The organism is Methylobacterium sp. J-092, from assembly GCF_022829325.1.
Classification (GTDB): domain Bacteria; phylum Pseudomonadota; class Alphaproteobacteria; order Rhizobiales; family Beijerinckiaceae; genus Methylobacterium.
Genome location: NZ_JAKSXU010000199.1, coordinates 14,178 through 30,427, shown reverse-complemented (window position 1 = coordinate 30,427; position 16,250 = coordinate 14,178). Strand labels below are relative to the sequence as shown.

Below are 16,250 nucleotides of genomic sequence, written 5' to 3'. Positions count from 1 at the left end.
CCGACCGCGGCATAGTGCGGGCTCGCCCCGGGCGCGAGGCCCGGCACACGCGGCCCCCAGCAGCGCCTCGGCGCATCGCGTCCCCCGGAGCAGCCCGCATGACCCTTGAGGCACACAACGACGAGGGCCCCGACCACGCCTCCGGGCTGCAGATCGTGGCGGATCGCCACGGCGTCAGCCTCGAAGCGGTGCGCCATCTGATGCGGGCGCTGGAGGCCGGCAACGGCACGATGGCGCAGTTCGACCACCCGGAGCTCGGCGGCATGGGCCAGTGGTTCTCCGGCGGCATGGTCATGGTCGGGCGGATGTTCGACGCGGAGCTGAAGGCCCGCGTCGCCGGCCTCTGCGCCGAGCTGGCCGACGCCCTGCCCCCGGGCGGCTGGAGCGGGAGCGGCCGGGCCGCGGGCGGCCGCGGCGGCGGCGAGTGGTGGCCGGCGGGCCTCGGCCGGCCGTCGAGCGCGGGCGCCCAGAACGGCCTGCGCTATGCCTACTTCCCGGAGACGCGGCGCCTGGCGATCGAGGCCGACGCCGGGGTCGCGCTCTACGACACCGGCGAGCACCAGATCTCGGGGGTCTCCCAGTCCGACGGCGCCCTGCGCTTCACCGGGCCGCAGGGCAGCATCGCCCTCGATACGCTGCGCCGCCTCGCGCCGGACGCGCCGACGCCCGCGCACGACGCTTCTCCCGCTTCGGCCCTCGCCCCCGCTTCCATCCCTGCCGCGCCGCCGGACTCGTCGGGCGACGGGGACGTGTTCACGAAGATCGAGCGGCTCGCCGAGCTTCACGGCCGCGGGGTGCTGACCGAGGCCGAGTTCGCCGAGAAGAAGGCCGACCTGCTCTCGCGGCTCTGAGCCGGCGCCCCATATCGCAGGGGCGGCCGCGTTCCGGGCCGCCGGACCCCGCATGGCCTCGATCGGCGACCTCCTCGACATCTCCACGATCTATCACGAGCCCGCGGTGGAGACGTTTCCGCGCGGGCGCGAGATCCTGGCGCGCTACCCAGACGCGACGCGCATCCCGGTACCCTCGCACTGGAACATCCCGGCGCTCCACGGCAACGAGGGCTCGGTCGAGGACTGGGTCCGGATCAAGCGCTCGACTCTGGTGCTCGGAGTGAAGAAGGGGCTGACGATGCGGCCCAACGGCCGCAGCGCCCACTTCATCGCGCCCTCGACCTCGAACGGCTGCGCCATGGCCTGCGCCTACTGCTACGTGCCGCGGCGCAAGGGGTTTTCCAACCCGATCTCGCTGTTCGTGAACGTCGAGGCCGCCTGCGCGGCGATCGCGCGGCATGCCCGGAAGCAGGGCGCGCTGCCGGAGCCCGACACCATCGATCCCGCCGCCTGGGTCTACGACATCGGCGAGAACGGCGACCTCTCGGTCGACGCGGCGATCTGCGACAACGTCCGCGACCTCGTCGCGCTGTTCCGCACCCTGCCCAACGCCAAGGGCTCGTTCGCGACCAAGGCGGTGAACCGCGACCTGCTCGCTTACGACCCGCAGGGGCGCACCCGCATCCGATTCTCGCTGATGCCGGCACGGATCGCCAAGGTGGTCGACGTGCGCACGACGCCGATCGCCGAGCGGATCGCGGCGATCGACGACTTCGTGGCCGCGGGCTACGAGGTCCACGTCAACTTCTCGCCGGTCATCCTCTACGAGGGCTGGGAGGCGGATTGGCGGGCCTTGTTCGCCGAGATCGACGGCACGCTGTCGGACGCCGCCAAGGCCCAGCTCAAGTGCGAGATCATCCTGCTGACCCACAATGCCGGCCTGCACGCAGTCAATCTCGGCTGGCACCCGCGCGCCGAGGAGCTGCTGTGGCGGCCCGACATCCAGGAGGCCAAGGTCTCCGAAGGCGGGGGCGCCAACGTCCGCTACCGCGCCGGCTGGAAGGGCCGCTGGCTCACCCGCTTCAAGGCGGTGCTCGCGGAGACGATGCCGTACTGCACCGTGCGCTACGCGTTCTGAGCGGCGGAATCGAACCGTTCTCCGCCCCTGGGCGTTCCCGACCGCATCCGGGAGGACCGACCATCATGAGCGATCACGCACGGTACCTGAGCGAGGCGGTGCAGCTGGCCGCCAACAACGTCTGCGACGGCGGCACGCCCTACGGCGCCGTCCTGGTGCGCGGCGACGAGGTCCTGGCCCGGGTCGCCAACAACGTCCACACCACCAACGACCCGACCGGCCATGCCGAGATGGTGGCGCTGCGCGAGGCGAGCCGGCGCCTCAACAGCCGCGACCTGTCCGGCAGCGTGATGTACGCCAGCGGCCAGCCCTGCCCGATGTGCCACGCCGCGATGCGGCTGTCGGGCATCCGCGAGGGCTACTTCGCCAACGCCGCCGCCACGGCCGGCGAGTTCGGGCTGCTCGGCGCCGAGATCTACGCCGAGCTGTGCCGCCCGCTCGACGCGCAGCCGATGCGGCTGAAGCACCTCGACGTGCCGGACGCGACCGCGCCCTACGCGGCCTGGAAGGCGCGCAAGGACGAGGCCTGAGCCGATCGGCTCGGCGCGTCCCGGTCAGTGCGTCCAGGGCGCCGTGCGGTTGAACTTGAAATTGTCGGAGTAGGACAGCCCCTTGCGCGGGGGGGCCGTCTTCGGCTCCTCGACGCGGTAGGCGATGCCGGCCTTCTTGGCGTAGGCGACCGCATCCTCGAGGGTCTCGAACTTGAGGTGGACCTGCTGCAGCATGTCGCCCGAGCCGGTCCAGCCCATCAGCGGGTCGGTCTCGCGCGGCGCGGTCTGGTCGAACTCGAGGTGCCAGACCTTGGTCCGGGCCGTCCCCGACTGGGACGCGTCCTTCGACGGCTGGAAGATGCGGGCGCTCGACATGGCCTTCAGACACCGCTCCGGAAATCGATGGTCGGGGCGATAGGATTCGAACCTACGACCCCCTGGTCCCAAACCAGGTGCGCTACCAGACTGCGCTACACCCCGACATGCCATCGGTCTTACGGGGTCGCCGGGGCGCGGGCAAGGTTCGATCGGTGTCGCGGCCCTAGACGCGGATGTCGAGGACTGTCCGCTCCATCGCGTCGGACGCGCGCAGGACCGCCGCGTTGGCCGCGAAGGCGGCCTTGTCCTCGATCAGCCGGACGGCCGTGCTCGACAGGTCGACCTGGGCCGCGCTCGGAAGGCTCGTCCCGATCTCGGCCACGCGCGTGGCGGTCGACTCGAACCTCTGCGACGCGGCAGCAAGGCCGGCACTGCTGATCGACGTCGCGCTGATCATGACCCGCCTCCCCGATGACGCGACTCAAACCATGGCGGGCCTGAAGGAAACGGCCGAGGATTGCCGCGCATTTGATCGATGGCGGCGTGAAGACGAAGATACGATTGCGAAAGGCCGACGGCCAACGTGGTCCTTGCGGTATGACCGATGCGCGGGCGGTCCCAGAGGCGCCCCGTGCCGAACGCCGCTTGATCCGCGGCGCATCCGACCCACCTGCGGCATCGAGGGCGCGACGGTCCACGTCACCTGAGGATGTTTCGATGATCGATCTCTACTACTGGCCGACCCCGAACGGTCACAAGGTGACGATGTTCCTCGAGGAGGTCGGCCTCCCCTACACGATCAAGCCGGTCAACATCGGCAAGGGCGAGCAGTTCGATCCCGGCTTCCTGAAGATCGCGCCGAACAACCGCATGCCGGCGATCGTCGACCACGCGCCGGCCGACGGCGGCGCGCCGATCACGCTGTTCGAGTCGGGCGCGATCCTGCTGTACCTCGCCGAGAAGACCGGCCGGTTCCTGGCCACGGACCTCCGCGGCCGGCAGGAGGCGCTGCAATGGCTGTTCTGGCAGATGGGGGGCCTCGGTCCGATGCTCGGCCAGAACCACCACTTCTCGCAATACGCCCCCGAGAAGATCCCCTACGCGATCAACCGCTACGTCAACGAGACCAACCGGCTCTACGGCGTCCTCGACCGACGGCTCGCCGACCGCGACTTCGTCGCCGGCGATTACGGCATCGCCGACATGGCGGCCTATCCCTGGATCGTCCCGTGGGAGAAGCAGGGCCAGACCCTCGACGATCACCCGAACCTGAAACGCTGGTTCCACGCCATCGCCGAGCGCCCCGCCACCAAGGCCGCCTACGCCCGCGCCCCGGAGGTCAACCCCGACCACGGCAAGACCATGAGCGAGGACGCCAAGAAGGTGATGTTCGGGCAGACGGCGGGGAACACCAAGCGCTGACGCGCACCTCCCTCCCCCCTTTGCGGGGGGAGGAAAGCGGCGTTACCGCCGTAGGCCGTCCAACCGCACCGGCGCCGCGTGCGGCCGCGTCGCCAGCATCTCGTCGATCAGCGCCAGGACCTCGGCACGCCCGCAATTGGCGGCGGGCTCGAACGGGGTCCAGGTCTGGGTGAAGTCGAGGCGGGCGAACACGTCGCGGTAATGGCGAAGTTCGTTCGTCGTCAGCGGCACGCCGCGCACGAAGGCCTTGTGCGCCGAGATCGTCACGGCGCGGCGGAAATCCTCCGGGTCCAGCTCGAACTTCAAAGCGTCGCCGCAGAAGCAGATCTTCCGCCGGCGATCGAACAGCACGGCGTGGCCGTCGAAGTGGCCGGCGGTGCGGTGGAGCTCGAGGCCCGGCAGCGGCTCGAGGAAGTCGTCGTAGGGCCACGAGACCTGCAGCGCGGCGCTCCAGGCGAAGTCGGCGGCGGGCAGGCACAGCTCCGGGTCGAACCGGTCCTGCAGCTGCACCAGCGCCCCGTAGGCGTGCGGGTGCGAGGCCGAGAGCACCTGCATGCCGCCCAAGCTCGCGATGTAGTCGAGCGCCGCCTCGCTGAAGACCGGGCAGCCCTCGAAGCCCATGTTGCCGGCCTCCGTGCAGATCAGGTAGCTCGACGGGCCGATGCCCGAGACCGGCTCGTTCCAGAACCGCCAGACGCCCGGCTCAAGCTCCTGCCAATGGCAGGGAAAGCGCGCCTGCGCCTCGCGCTTCGTCCAGAAGCGCCAGCCGTCCTGCGGCACGACGTGGCGGGCGTCGAGGCACATCGGGCAGGCCGGCGGGGTCTCGAAGTGGCGCTGCCAGAAGCCGCAATTGTCGCAAACGTAGGCCGGCAGATCGAGGGCGCCGGCAAAGGGCAGGTATCCGGGCACGCGTCGCCTCGTGGCAGTGGGGATGGTGCGGGGTTCCTATCAGGCGCCCCGCCGGAACGGGAGCCCGTCAGGGCCGCGGCAGCAGCCGCCGCGGGGAACGCGCCACCGCCGCGGCGCTCGCGAGCCCCGCCAGGGCGATTCCGGCCAGGCCCGCCATGAGCAGGTCGCGCTCCCGGCTGGTCCAGAACGCGGAACGGGTGCGCTTGGTCCGGGCGCCGAAGCGCCCGTCGATGCCGACGTCGCCCGGCACCGGGGCGTCGAGGTTGCCGGCCCGGTACGGCAGGTCCTCGTCGGCCATCTGCTTGGGCCACATCTCGGCGGCCTTCCGGTCGGCATAGCCCGGGACCAGGGCCTGGGCCGCCGCCATCATCACCGTGCTGCGGCCGACCCAGACCTCGCGGCGCGGATGCTCGGCGGCGTAGACGATGGCCTCGGCGCACAGGCGCGAATCGTAGACCGGGTCCGGCGCATTCTGGTCGCGGCCGGTCCGGTTGCGGGTCCAGCGGTATTGCGGGGTGTTGACCGCCGGCAGGTAGATCACGCTGAGCGAGACCGCGGACTTGTCGTGGATCAGCTCGCAGCGCAGCGAGTCGGTGAAGCCCGAGACGGCGAACTTGGCCGCGCAATACGGCGCCTGCAGCGCCGCGGCGCGGTAGCCCAGCCCGGACGAGACCTGGATGATCGCCCCGCGGTCGCGCGGCTTCATGAAGCGCAGGGCGGCGAGCGTGCCGTAGACCTGGCTGAGATAGGTCGTCTCGGTGACGCGGCGGTACTCGGCCGGCGCGATCCGGTCGGCCCGGCTCACCACCGTCGACATCGCGTTGTTGACCCAGGCGCGGACCGGCCCGAGCTCGGCTTCGATCCGGGCGGCGGCGGCGTCGACCGCCTCGGCATCCGACACGTCGGCCGAGATCGTCAGCACCGGGCGGCCGTAAGCCGCGAGGGCGGCGGCGGTCGCGCGCAGCCGGGCCTCGTCGCGGGCGATCACCGCCACCGACCAGCCGCGGGACGCGAACAGGTGGGCGGTGGCCAGGCCGATCCCGGCGGTGCCCCCTGTGACGACTGCGACCCGTGCCATGCGCGACTTCCCCCGACGTACCGCAGCGACAAGCGGTTGCGGCGCAAACGGTTGCGGCCCGCAGGCCGTGCCCAATGGACACGCCCTGCGGGCCGCGAAGGTCGCCGGCGCCGGGCCGGATCAGGTATGCGCGGGCGCCGCGTGCGCCGGGGCGCCGCCGTGGCCGTCGTCGGTGGTCTTGCCGCGCTTCTTGCCCACCCAGATCACGATGTTCCGGATCATCACGTAGAAGACCGGCGTCAGGAACAGGCCGAAGAAGGTCGCGCCGATCATTCCGAAGAACACCGCGGTGCCCAGCGCCTGGCGCATCTCGGCGCCGGGGCCGGTGGCGATCACCAGCGGCAGCACGCCGAGGATGAAGGCGAAGGCCGTCATCAGGATCGGGCGCAGGCGCAGGCGGCAGGCCTGGATCGCGGCGGCGACGGGGCCCTTGTGCTCCGCCTCCTCGATGTCGTGGGCGAACTCGACGATCAGGATGGCGTTCTTCGCCGCGAGACCGATCAGCACGATCAGGCCGATCTGGGTCAGGATGTTGTTGTCCTGCCCGCGCAGCTGCACGCCGAACAAGGCGGCCAGCACCCCGGTCGGCACCACCATCAGGATCGAGATCGGCAGCGCCCAACTCTCGTACTGCGCGGCGAGCACCAGGAACACCAGCAGGATGCCCAGCGCGAACACGTAGACCGCCGTGTTTCCGGTGGCCTTCTGCTGGTAGGCGATCTCGGTCCAGTCGTAGGCGTAGCCCTCGGGCAGCGCCTTGGCGGCGATCTCCTCCATGGCGGTGAGCGCCTGTCCGGTCGAGACGCCGGGCTTGGCCACGCCCTGCACCGGCACCGAGTAGTACAGGTTGAACCGCTGCACGATCTGCGGGCCGGCGACGGTGCGCAGCGAGGCCAGGGTCCCCAGCGGCACCAGCGCGCCGGTGGAGGAGCGGACCTTGATCTGCGAGATGTCCTGCTGCGAGGTCCGGTAGGCGGCGTCGGATTGCAGGCGCACCTGGTAGATGCGGCCGAGCGTGTTGAAGTCGTTGACGTAGGCGCCGCCCAGGTCCGCCTGCACCGAGGCGAAGACGTTGGCCAGCGGCACGTTCAGCATCCGCGCGATCGTGCGGTCGATGTCGAGGTAGAGCTGCGGCGTGTCGTTGCCGAAGGTGGTGAACACCCGCTGCACGTCGCTGCTCTGGTTGGCCTGGCCGATCAGCTCGCCGGCGGCGGCCAGCAGCGGCCCGGTCTCCGAGGATTGCCGGCTCTCGACCTGCATCTTGAAGCCGCCGCCGTTGCCGAGGCCGCGCACCGGCGGCGGCGGGATGACGATGACCCGCGCCTCCTGGATGTTGGCGGTGGCCTTCAGCACCTCGCCGGTGATCACCGCCGCGCTGCGCCCGTGGGTGGCGCGCTCCTTGGCGCCGGCCAGCGTGATGAACATCACGCCGGAGTTGGTGGTGTTGGTGAAGGTCGCGCCGTCGAAGCCGGCGATGATGACGGTGTTGGTCACGCCGTCGATCTTGCGCGCTTCCGCCGCCGCCCGGTTCACCGTCTCGGTGGTGCGGTCGAGCGAGGCGCCGGCCGGCAGCTGGACCACGCCGATGAGGTAGCCCTGGTCCTGGTCGGGGATGAAGCCTGTCGGCGTCGTCTGCACGAGGTGGATCGTGCCGAAGATGACGAAGCCGTAGAACACCATCACGGCGACGATGCCGACGCTGTAGCCGGTGAGCAGGCCGACGACCCGGGCGTAGCCGTTCGAGAGCGCCTCGAAGCCGCGGTTGAACAGGTCGGCGAGCCAGGCGATGAACCGCGTAAGGAAGAACTTCGGCTGCTTGCGGGCGTGGTGGGGCACCAGGAGCAGCTTGCAGAGTGCCGGCGACAGGGTCAGCGAGTTGAAGGCGGAGATGATCGTCGAGGCGGCGATCGTCAGCGCGAACTGCTTGTAGAACTGGCCCGAGATGCCGGGGATGAAGGCGGTCGGGATGAACACCGCGGCCAGCACGAGCGCGATGGCGACGACGGCCGAGCCGACCTCGTCCATGGTCTTGTGCGCAGCCTCGCCCGGCGACAGCCCCTCCTCCATGTTGCGCTCGACGTTCTCGACCACGACGATCGCGTCGTCGACGACGATGCCGATGGCGAGCACCAGCCCGAACAGGGTGAGGTTGTTCAGCGAGAACCCGAAGGCCGACATCGCCGCGAAGGTGCCCACGAGCGAGACGGGGATCGCGATCACCGGGATCAGCGCCGTGCGCCAGCTCTGGAGGAACACCAGGATCACGATCACCACGAGGCCGACGGCCTCGAACAGGGTCTTGTAGACCTCCTGGATCGACTCCTCGATGAACTCGGTCGGGTTGTAGGCGATGCGGTACTCGACGTCGGGCGGGAAGTTCTTCTTCAGGTTCTCCATCACCTTCTTGACGGAGGCCGCGGCGTCGAGCGCGTTGGTGCCCGGGCGCTGGAACGCGCCGATGCCCACCGCCGGCGTCGCGTTCAGGAAGGAGTTGGTGGTGTAGTCCTTCTGGCCCATCTCGGTGCGGGCGACGTCCTTCACCCGCACCAGGCGGCCGTTGGTCGCCTTCACGATGACGTCGGCGAACTCCTCCGGCGTCTGGAAGCGCCCCTGCGACTGCACCACGAGCTGGAACGCCTCGCCGGTCTGGGCGGGCGGCGCGTTGAGCGCGCCGGCGGCGACCTGCACGTTCTGCTCTTGCAACGCCGTGGTCACGTCGGTGGTGGAGAGGCCGTAGGCGGCGAGCTTGTTCGGGTCGAGCCAGATGCGCTCGGCGTACTCGTTGCCGCCGAAGATCGTAATGTCGCCGACGCCGTCCAGGCGCAGCATCTCGTCACGGATGTTCAGGTAGATGTAGTTGGCCAGGTAGTTCTGGTCGTAGGTCTTGTTCGGCGAGAGCAGGTGCACGACCAGCATCAGGTCGGGCGAGGCCTTGCGCACGGTGACGCCGAGGTTGCGCACGTCCGGCGGCAGGCGCGGCTGCGCCACCGAGAGCCGGTTCTGCACCAGCACGTTGGCGATATCGAGGTTGGTGCCGACCTTGAAGGTGACGGTCAGCAGCATGTTGCCGTCGTTGGTCGACAGCGACGTCATGTAGAGCATGTTGTCGACGCCGTTCACCTCCTGCTCGATCGGCGTCGCGATCGTCGCGGCCACCGTCTCGGCGTTGGCGCCGGGGAAGCTCGCGCGCACGGTGACCGTGGGCGGGACGATCTCGGGATATTGCGAGACCGGCAAGCTCTCGTAGGCGACGAAGCCGAGGAGCAGGAAGATGATCGACGTGACCGACGCGAAGATCGGCCGATCGACGAAGAAGTGGGCAAAACGCATCGGTCAAACCTCTGGGTCGCCGCCCCTCGCGGAGCCGGCGACCGGCGTCGTCGATGGCGCCGCACCGGTCGGGACCGGTGCCGCTCGTACGCTCGAGACCGCGGACGGCCTCAGGTCTTGCTCGGCGGCAGCGTGATCGATTCCGGCGAGACCTTGGCGCCGGGGCGCACGCGGGAGGTGCCGTTGACCACGATGGTCTCGTCCCCCTTCAGGCCGTCGCGGATCACGCGGTAGCCGTCGACCTTGGGCCCGAGCTTCACGTCCTTGGCCGTCACCGTCCCGTCCTCGCCGACGAGGTAGACGATGCGCTTGTCCTGGTTGGCGGCGACCGCCTCGTCCGGGATCATGACGCCCTGGAACGGCTTCGTCGCGGGCATCGAGACGATGCCGAACAGGCCCGGCTTGATGAAGCCGTCGGCGTTCTCGACCGTGGCGCGCAGGAGGATCGTGCCGGTGGAGTTGTCGACGCGGTTGTCGACGAAGTCGAGGGTGCCCTTGCGGGTCGGCTTGGCCTCGCCCGACAGGGCGATCAGGATCGGGACGCCCTTGCCGCGCTGGGTCTGGCCCATGCCGATGCCGAGCGAGCCCTGGTACTTCAGGAAAGACTTCTCGTCGACGGTGAAGGAGAAGTAGATCGGATCGAGCGAGACGATCGTGGTCAGCATCGTCTGGTCGGTGATGACGATGTTGCCCTCGGTCACGAGGCGCTGGCTGATCCGCCCGTTGATCGGCGACTTCACTTCCGAGAAGTCGAAGTTCAACTGGGCGTTGCGGAGCGCCGCCTCGGCGCTGTCGACGTCGGCCTGCGCGGTCTGCGAGGCCTGGCGGCGCTGGTCGGTGACCTGCTCGGAGATGTTGCCGCCCTTCGACAGGGTCTGCGCGCGCTCCAGGTCGGTCTGCGAGAACGAGAGGCGGGCCTTGGCCGAGGTCAGCGAGGCCTGCGCCTGCTCCAGGGCCGCCTTGTAGGGCCGCCGGTCGATGACGAAGAGCACGTCGCCCTTCTTCACCGTGGCGCCGTCCGTGAAGTTGATCTTCTCGAGGTAGCCCGTCACCCGCGCGCGGACCTCGACGAACTCGATCGGGTCGAAGCGGCCGGTATACTGGTCCTGCTCGATGATCTCGCGGACCACGGGCTTGGCGACCGTCACCTTCGGCGGCGGGCCGCCCGGCGCCTGGGCACGGGCCTGCGGCGCGGCGAGCGCCGCGGCGATCACGATTAGGCTTGCGAGCCGACGCTTGTACATGGATGGTTCCCCAGCAACCCGCCACCTATTCCCCGCAGCGCGCACAGGTTGTGCGACACCGCACATGGCTTCGCCGCGACCGACCGGGCGACGCGCATGCGGCCGTGCTTCGACGGGTCTACTCAATCGCTTCACCGGCCGACGACCAGTCGCGATAGCCGCCCTTGTAGTGTTCCGTGAGGCCGAGCCCGGTCTGCTGCATCGCGTTGAGCGCGTGGACCGAGCGCACGCCGGAGCCGCAGGAGAAGACCGCGCGGCGCCCGTCCGCCTCGATCAGAGCGGCCACCGCCGCCGGATCGAAGCTCGAGAGCGGGTGCATCACCGCTCCGGGGATGTGGCCGTTCTCGTATTCGTGCGGCTCGCGCACGTCGATCACCAGCATCGACCCGTCGGCGAGACCCTGCTTGATCGCATCGCGGTCGAGGTCGACAACACGCATCGAACGATTCCCTGGGAGAGAGGCCGGCCGCGCGGGCTGACGCTTTTCCTTATTCGTCAGCCGTCCGCGGTGCAACACGCCGCCGAAGGCGCGCCGCGGATCAGAGCGCATCGAGCAGCGCGTCGGCCTGCTCGAAATGCGCCGCCCAGGTCGGCGCGGCGTAGCCGTCGAGACGCTGGGCCAGCGTCTGGCGAAGCCCGGAGCCCGGCCGGCTCAGATCCTCGACCGCCTGCCCCCAGCCGAGGCCGTCGAGGGGGTCGAGGAAGGCTGCGAAGCCCTCGGCGATCTCGCGGTGGACCGGAATTCCGGAGGCGACCACCGGCACGCCGGACGCCGCCGCCTCCACGATCGGGATGCCGTAGCCTTCGGTGAAGGACGGCATCAGCAGCGCCGTGCAGCTCCGCGTGAGCGCGGCGAGGCCGTGGGTCGAGAGCCCGGAGACCTCGACGACGTGCGGGCGGATCGCCTCGCAGCGCTCCAGCAGGTCGACGACGTTCTCGGCCTCCCAGCCGCGGCGCCCGACCAGCACGAGCCGGGGCGTGGCCGGGCCGTGGCGCTCGGCGAGCTCCCGCCAGAGATGGAGCAGCAGCAGATGGTTCTTGCGCGGCTCGATCGTGCCGCAGACGAGGAAGGTCGGCCGGTCGGGGACGAAGCGCGGGCCGTCGCGCCCGAAGGCCGGCTCGACGCCGAGATGGCCGACCGCGAGCGGCGGACGCCCGAACCCGTCGGCGGCGAGGTGCGCCAGCGTCCGCTCGCCGGTATCGGCGGAATTCACGACGATGGCGGCCGCGTGCCGGCCGATGGTCCGCAGGCGCTGGCGGTGGCGCTCGGCCTCGCCGGGCCGGCCGTATTCGGGATGGGTGATCGGGATCAGGTCGTGGACGAAGAACGCCGGCCGCACGTCGGTGCGGGTGTAGAGCCAGTCGAAGCGCTCCGGCTTGTCGAGGCGCAGGTGCGAGGTGTGCAGGTAGAGGCTGGCCTCCGGCAGGGCCGAGATCGGTGCGGCGCGCAGGATCCCGAGCACGGTCTCGGCCTGGATGCGCCGTCGGCGGATCGTGCCGGACCGCTGGTCGCGCCCGGCGACGGCCTCCGCCGGGCGGCCGGTGAGCCGTGCCTCGAGGCGGCGGTAGACCGGATCGGATTCGGCCACCACGTCCTCGGTCCAGCCGTCCGCGACCGCGTCGACGATGCGGGACGCGTGGTCCCGCTCGAGGATGCGCGGCCCGAGGCCGGTGGAGACCAGCCCGAAGCGCGCGCCGGCGCCGTCGAGCACGTGGCGGGCATAGGCGAGGTCGACCCGGTCGATCCCGGACGGGCTCGCATGGCGCAGGCGGGTGACGAGGCGGGTGAGGTCGAAGGCGATCGGCCGTGTCGACATGATGCTCCGGATTGCGGCCCCCATGCGGGCCGGCCGGGTGTTACCGGGCCGAGGCGCGGAGGGCCAGCCGGTGCGATGCCTCGGGTTCGAACCGTTGACTGGTCCGGAATCGGTCGCGGTCGGCATATCGAAAGCCGGACAACGAGGAACGGGAGCCTGCGCCGGGGGCGCCCGCCGCCCGCCGCCGGCGACGGATGAAGGCCCTCGCGGCACGCGACGGACCGACCGCCGGGTTGCGCGCCCGGCTCCAGGCAGCCGTCAGCCGATCGACGCCTTTCCTCGTGCCGCCCGTCCCGGCAGGAAACGCTCCTTCATCTCCAGCACCTTCTGCACCTGGGCCCCGAGCGTCAGAAGCTGCACGAGGCGTTGCGTGTCGAGGCGGCGCACGTCGCCGTACCAGCCGGCGAACAACTCGAAGAGATCGCGCATCTCGGTCAGGCGTTGCTGGGCGTAGCGTTCGTCGTCATCGCTCGCTGCCTCCATCAGCAGCTCGCGCAGCAGCGTCAGCGTCGGGTCGATCTCGCGCTTCTTGCGCTCCTCCACCAGGGTCCGGACGATCTGCCAGATGTCCTCCGGCGTCGAGAAGTAGTCGCGGCGGTCGCCGGGCCTGTGCTGAAGGCGGACGAGGCTCCAGGCCTGGAGCTCCTTGAGACCCATGCTCACGTTCGAGCGGGACAGGCCGAGCTTGTCCACGATCTCCTCGGCATTGAGCCCCTGCGGCGACACGAACAGCAGCGCGTAGATCTGGCCGACCGTGCGATTGATGCCCCAGCGGGAGCCCATCTCGCCGAAATGCAGCACGAAGGCTTGCACGAGGGGAGGAAGCTGCATCGCCCGCTATGCCTTGAGCCAGAGGCGCAGCACGAAGGCGATCCCGCCCACGACGACGACCCCGCCGATCCAGAGGGCCACGAACCAGCTGAGCCGGCCGGCCCAACGCGGCATCAGCCCGCTCAATGGTAGCCGTCCGCGCCGACCTTGCCCCGGAAGACCCAGTACGCGTAGGCGGTGTAGGCGAGGATGACCGGGATGAGGACGCCCGCGCCGACCAGCATGAAGATCTGCGAGGATCTCGGCGAGGCCGCCTCCCAGATCGTCACCCGGCCGGGGACGATGTCGGGATAGATGCTGATTCCCAGACCGACATACGACAGGCCGAACAGCCCGAGCGCCAGCAGGAACGGCGCCCGCTCGGCCCCGCGCATGAGCGTCCGGAAGAACAGGACGCTGCCGAGCACGACCAGCAAGGGCACCTGAGCCGTCAGCAACACGTTCGGCCAGGCGAACCAGCGGGCGGCGAAGGCGGCGTCGAGCAGCGGGGTCGCCGCGCTCACGGCCGCGATGCAGGCGATGGTGGCGATCCCGAACCGGAGCGCCATGCGTCGGCCGAGTTCGCGCGTCGTTCCCTCGGTCCGCATCACGAGCCACGTGGCGCCCAAGAGCGCGTAGCCCAGCACGAGGCTGATCCCGGTGAACAGGCTGAACGGCGTCAGCCAGTCCCACCGCCCGCCGCCGTAGCCGCGCCCGGTGACGGCGATGCCCTGGAGGAGAGCGCCCAGGGCGATGCCCTGCGCCAGGGCGGCGACCAGCGAGCCGCCCGCGAAGGCGACGTCCCAGAAGGCGCGATGGCGGGGATCGCGCCAGCGGAATTCGAACGCCACGCCTCGGAAGACCAGGCCCAGCAGCATGGCGACGATCGGTGCGTAGAGGGCGGGCAGGATGATCGCGTAGGCGAGCGGGAACGCGGCGAAGAGGCCGCCGCCGCCGAGCACCAGCCACGTCTCGTTGCCATCCCAGACGGGCGCGATCGAGTTCATGGCGACGTTGCGTTCCTCCCCGGCCCGGAGGCTGGGAAACAGCAGCCCGACGCCGAGATCGAAGCCGTCCATCACCACGTAGGCGAAGACCGCGAACGCGATCACGAAGGCCCAGACCGTCGAGAGATCGAAGGCGGCGTCCATGGCTCCTACTCCGCCGGCTGCAGATGGCGATCGGGATCGACGGCGGGCGCGGGCGTGAGGCCGGCGGCGCGGATCGGCAGGCCGACCTCGGGGCCTTCCTCGCCGCGATGGGGAGCATGCGCCATCAGCCGCAGGATGTAGAGGATCCCCATGCCGAAGACCGAAAGGTAGATCACGACGAAGGCGAGCAGCGAGCTCGCGACGGCCGGCACCTGCAGCGGAGACGCGGATTGCGCGGTGCGCAGCAGGCCGTAGACCGTGAAGGGCTGGCGGCCCACCTCCGTCGTGATCCAGCCGGCCAGCACCGCCACGAAGCCCCCGGGTCCCATCGTCACCGCGACGCGGTGCAGCCAGGTCGTCTCGTAGAGGCGCCCGCGCCACCGCGCCCACAGGCTCCACAGGCCGACGCCCAGCATCGCGACGCCGAGCCCGACCATGATGCGGAACGACCAGAACACGATCGGCACCGGCGGCCAATTCGCGCGCGGGACGCTGTCGAGCCCGTCGAGGGCGGCGTCGCGCGAATGCTTCAGGATCAGCGACGAGAGCTTGGGCACCTCCAGCGCGTAGCGGACGGTCGCCGCGTCCTGGTCCGGCAGGCCGAACAGGATGAGCGGAGCGCCGTCCGGATGACCCCGGAAGTGGCCCTCCATCGCCATGACCTTGGCCGGTTGATGCGCGAGCGTGTTCAGGCCGTGGGCATCGCCCGCGAGGATCTGGAGCGGCGCGACGCAGGCCAGCATCCACATCGCCATGGAGAACATGGTGCGGGCGCCCGCATTGGCGCGGTCCCGCAGCAGGTGCCAGGCACCCACGCCGCCGACCACGAGCGCCGTCGTCAGGTAGGCGGCCAGCACCATGTGCACGAGCCGATACGGGAACGACGGGTTGAAGACGATCGCCCACCAATCGAGGGGCACGAACTGACCTTGCGCATTCGTGCCGTACCCGGCCGGCGTCTGCATCCAGGAATTGACGGATACGATCCAGAACGCCGAGAAGCCGGTGCCGACCGCCACCATCAGGGTCGCCAGCATGTGCAGGCCGCGGCCGACCTTCTTCATGCCGAACAGCATCACGCCGAGAAAGCCGGCCTCCAGGAAGAAGGCCGACATGACCTCGTAGGCCATCAACGGCCCGAGCACCGGCCCGGTCCTGTCGGAATAGACCGACCAGTTGGTGCCGAACTGATAGCTCATCACCAGGCCGGAGACGACGCCCATCGCGAAAGCGATGGCGAAGATCTTGAGCCAGTAGTGGAAGAGATTGATGAACACCTCGCGGCCGGTCGCCAGCCACAGACCTTCGAGCACCGCGAGGTAGCTCGCCAGCCCGATCGAGAAAGACGGGAAGACGATGTGGAAGGCGACGGTGAACCCGAACTGCGCCCGCGCAAGCGTCAGCGCGTCGATCTCGGATAGGAGAGACATGCCCGCGGCCTCGTCGATCTCGTCATTTCAGGAATTACCGAAATGACGATGAGAATGCAAGCCTAGACGACGCACAAGGATAGGTCGGATGTCGCATCGGCGGATGCCGCCGGGACCACGGGCCTGCGGGCGGTCGCCGAAGGTACGCGCCATCGCCGACCCCGCGATCCGATGACGAAGCCCCGACCCGCCGGCCTCGGCCGATCCGGGCGGCTTCGAGGGTCGCTTCGGAGCCCGTTCGACGACGGGCGCCGCCGAGCCGCGTCGGAAGGGCGGTGG

16 protein-coding genes and 1 tRNA gene are annotated in these 16,250 nt (G+C 70.0%); 4 read left to right on the top strand and 13 right to left on the bottom strand.

Annotation, left to right across the window (positions count from 1 at the left end; translation table 11 throughout):
* The first annotated feature begins 98 nt into the window (after window positions 1-98).
* The 3 genes from MKK60_RS23985 (at window position 99) to MKK60_RS23975 (ending at window position 2,501) form a co-directional block, all read left to right on the top strand.
* A complete protein-coding gene (locus MKK60_RS23985; RefSeq protein ID WP_243988839.1) occupies window positions 99-851 on the top strand; it encodes an SHOCT domain-containing protein in 753 nt (250 codons plus the stop codon).
* A gap of 52 nt (window positions 852-903) precedes the next feature.
* Window positions 904-1,971 carry a spore photoproduct lyase family protein gene (locus tag MKK60_RS23980; protein WP_147726083.1) on the top strand — a complete coding sequence of 356 codons (1,068 nt, stop codon included), beginning with the start codon at window positions 904-906 and terminating at the stop codon, window positions 1,969-1,971.
* Between the two features lie 65 nt (window positions 1,972-2,036).
* On the top strand, window positions 2,037-2,501 hold the full coding sequence (locus MKK60_RS23975) for a nucleoside deaminase (RefSeq protein ID WP_243988838.1): 465 nt from the start codon (window positions 2,037-2,039) through the stop codon (window positions 2,499-2,501).
* A 24-nt stretch (window positions 2,502-2,525) separates the two neighbouring features.
* Here MKK60_RS23975 and MKK60_RS23970 read toward each other — a convergent pair whose 3' ends face one another.
* The 3 genes from MKK60_RS23970 to MKK60_RS23960 all read right to left on the bottom strand — a co-directional run bounded on the left by MKK60_RS23970 (window position 2,526) and on the right by MKK60_RS23960 (window position 3,237).
* Complete coding sequence (locus tag MKK60_RS23970; protein WP_243988837.1) at window positions 2,526-2,837, bottom strand: ETC complex I subunit; 312 nt, start codon at window positions 2,835-2,837, stop codon at window positions 2,526-2,528.
* Window positions 2,838-2,865: 28 nt separating this feature from the next.
* Window positions 2,866-2,942, bottom strand: a tRNA-Pro gene (locus MKK60_RS23965).
* A 61-nt stretch (window positions 2,943-3,003) separates the two neighbouring features.
* Complete coding sequence (locus tag MKK60_RS23960; protein ID WP_147726073.1) at window positions 3,004-3,237, bottom strand: hypothetical protein; 234 nt, start codon at window positions 3,235-3,237, stop codon at window positions 3,004-3,006.
* Window positions 3,238-3,497: 260 nt separating this feature from the next.
* On the opposite strand from MKK60_RS23960, the gene MKK60_RS23955 reads away from it, so the two are divergent.
* Complete coding sequence (locus MKK60_RS23955) at window positions 3,498-4,202, top strand: glutathione S-transferase N-terminal domain-containing protein (RefSeq protein ID WP_147726072.1); 705 nt, start codon at window positions 3,498-3,500, stop codon at window positions 4,200-4,202.
* Between the two features lie 42 nt (window positions 4,203-4,244).
* Here MKK60_RS23955 and MKK60_RS23950 read toward each other — a convergent pair whose 3' ends face one another.
* From MKK60_RS23950 to MKK60_RS23905, 10 genes are all read right to left on the bottom strand, one after another.
* Window positions 4,245-5,111, bottom strand: coding sequence for an MBL fold metallo-hydrolase (locus MKK60_RS23950; RefSeq protein ID WP_243988836.1), 867 nt, complete (start codon window positions 5,109-5,111; stop codon window positions 4,245-4,247).
* Window positions 5,112-5,178: 67 nt separating this feature from the next.
* Complete coding sequence (locus tag MKK60_RS23945; RefSeq protein WP_243988835.1) at window positions 5,179-6,189, bottom strand: SDR family oxidoreductase; 1,011 nt, start codon at window positions 6,187-6,189, stop codon at window positions 5,179-5,181.
* A gap of 120 nt (window positions 6,190-6,309) precedes the next feature.
* Window positions 6,310-9,519, bottom strand: a complete 3,210-nt coding sequence (locus tag MKK60_RS23940; RefSeq protein ID WP_147728429.1) for an efflux RND transporter permease subunit — start codon at window positions 9,517-9,519, stop codon at window positions 6,310-6,312.
* Between the two features lie 110 nt (window positions 9,520-9,629).
* Window positions 9,630-10,763 (bottom strand): efflux RND transporter periplasmic adaptor subunit, encoded by a 1,134-nt coding sequence (locus MKK60_RS23935; RefSeq protein ID WP_147728428.1) that lies wholly within the window; start codon window positions 10,761-10,763, stop codon window positions 9,630-9,632.
* A gap of 118 nt (window positions 10,764-10,881) precedes the next feature.
* On the bottom strand, window positions 10,882-11,202 hold the full coding sequence (locus MKK60_RS23930) for a rhodanese-like domain-containing protein (RefSeq protein ID WP_147841424.1): 321 nt from the start codon (window positions 11,200-11,202) through the stop codon (window positions 10,882-10,884).
* Window positions 11,203-11,302: 100 nt separating this feature from the next.
* Window positions 11,303-12,580 carry a glycosyltransferase family 4 protein gene (locus tag MKK60_RS23925; RefSeq protein WP_243988834.1) on the bottom strand — a complete coding sequence of 426 codons (1,278 nt, stop codon included), beginning with the start codon at window positions 12,578-12,580 and terminating at the stop codon, window positions 11,303-11,305.
* A gap of 258 nt (window positions 12,581-12,838) precedes the next feature.
* Window positions 12,839-13,411, bottom strand: a complete 573-nt coding sequence (locus MKK60_RS23920; RefSeq protein WP_243988833.1) for a GbsR/MarR family transcriptional regulator — start codon at window positions 13,409-13,411, stop codon at window positions 12,839-12,841.
* Window positions 13,412-13,417: 6 nt separating this feature from the next.
* Window positions 13,418-13,525 carry a DUF2474 domain-containing protein gene (locus MKK60_RS23915; RefSeq protein WP_243988832.1) on the bottom strand — a complete coding sequence of 36 codons (108 nt, stop codon included), beginning with the start codon at window positions 13,523-13,525 and terminating at the stop codon, window positions 13,418-13,420.
* Between the two features lie 8 nt (window positions 13,526-13,533).
* Window positions 13,534-14,541, bottom strand: coding sequence for a cytochrome d ubiquinol oxidase subunit II (gene cydB / locus MKK60_RS23910; protein ID WP_243988831.1), 1,008 nt, complete (start codon window positions 14,539-14,541; stop codon window positions 13,534-13,536).
* Window positions 14,542-14,546: 5 nt separating this feature from the next.
* A complete protein-coding gene (locus tag MKK60_RS23905; RefSeq protein WP_243988830.1) occupies window positions 14,547-15,971 on the bottom strand; it encodes a cytochrome ubiquinol oxidase subunit I in 1,425 nt (474 codons plus the stop codon).
* Window positions 15,972-16,250: the final 279 nt, after the last annotated feature.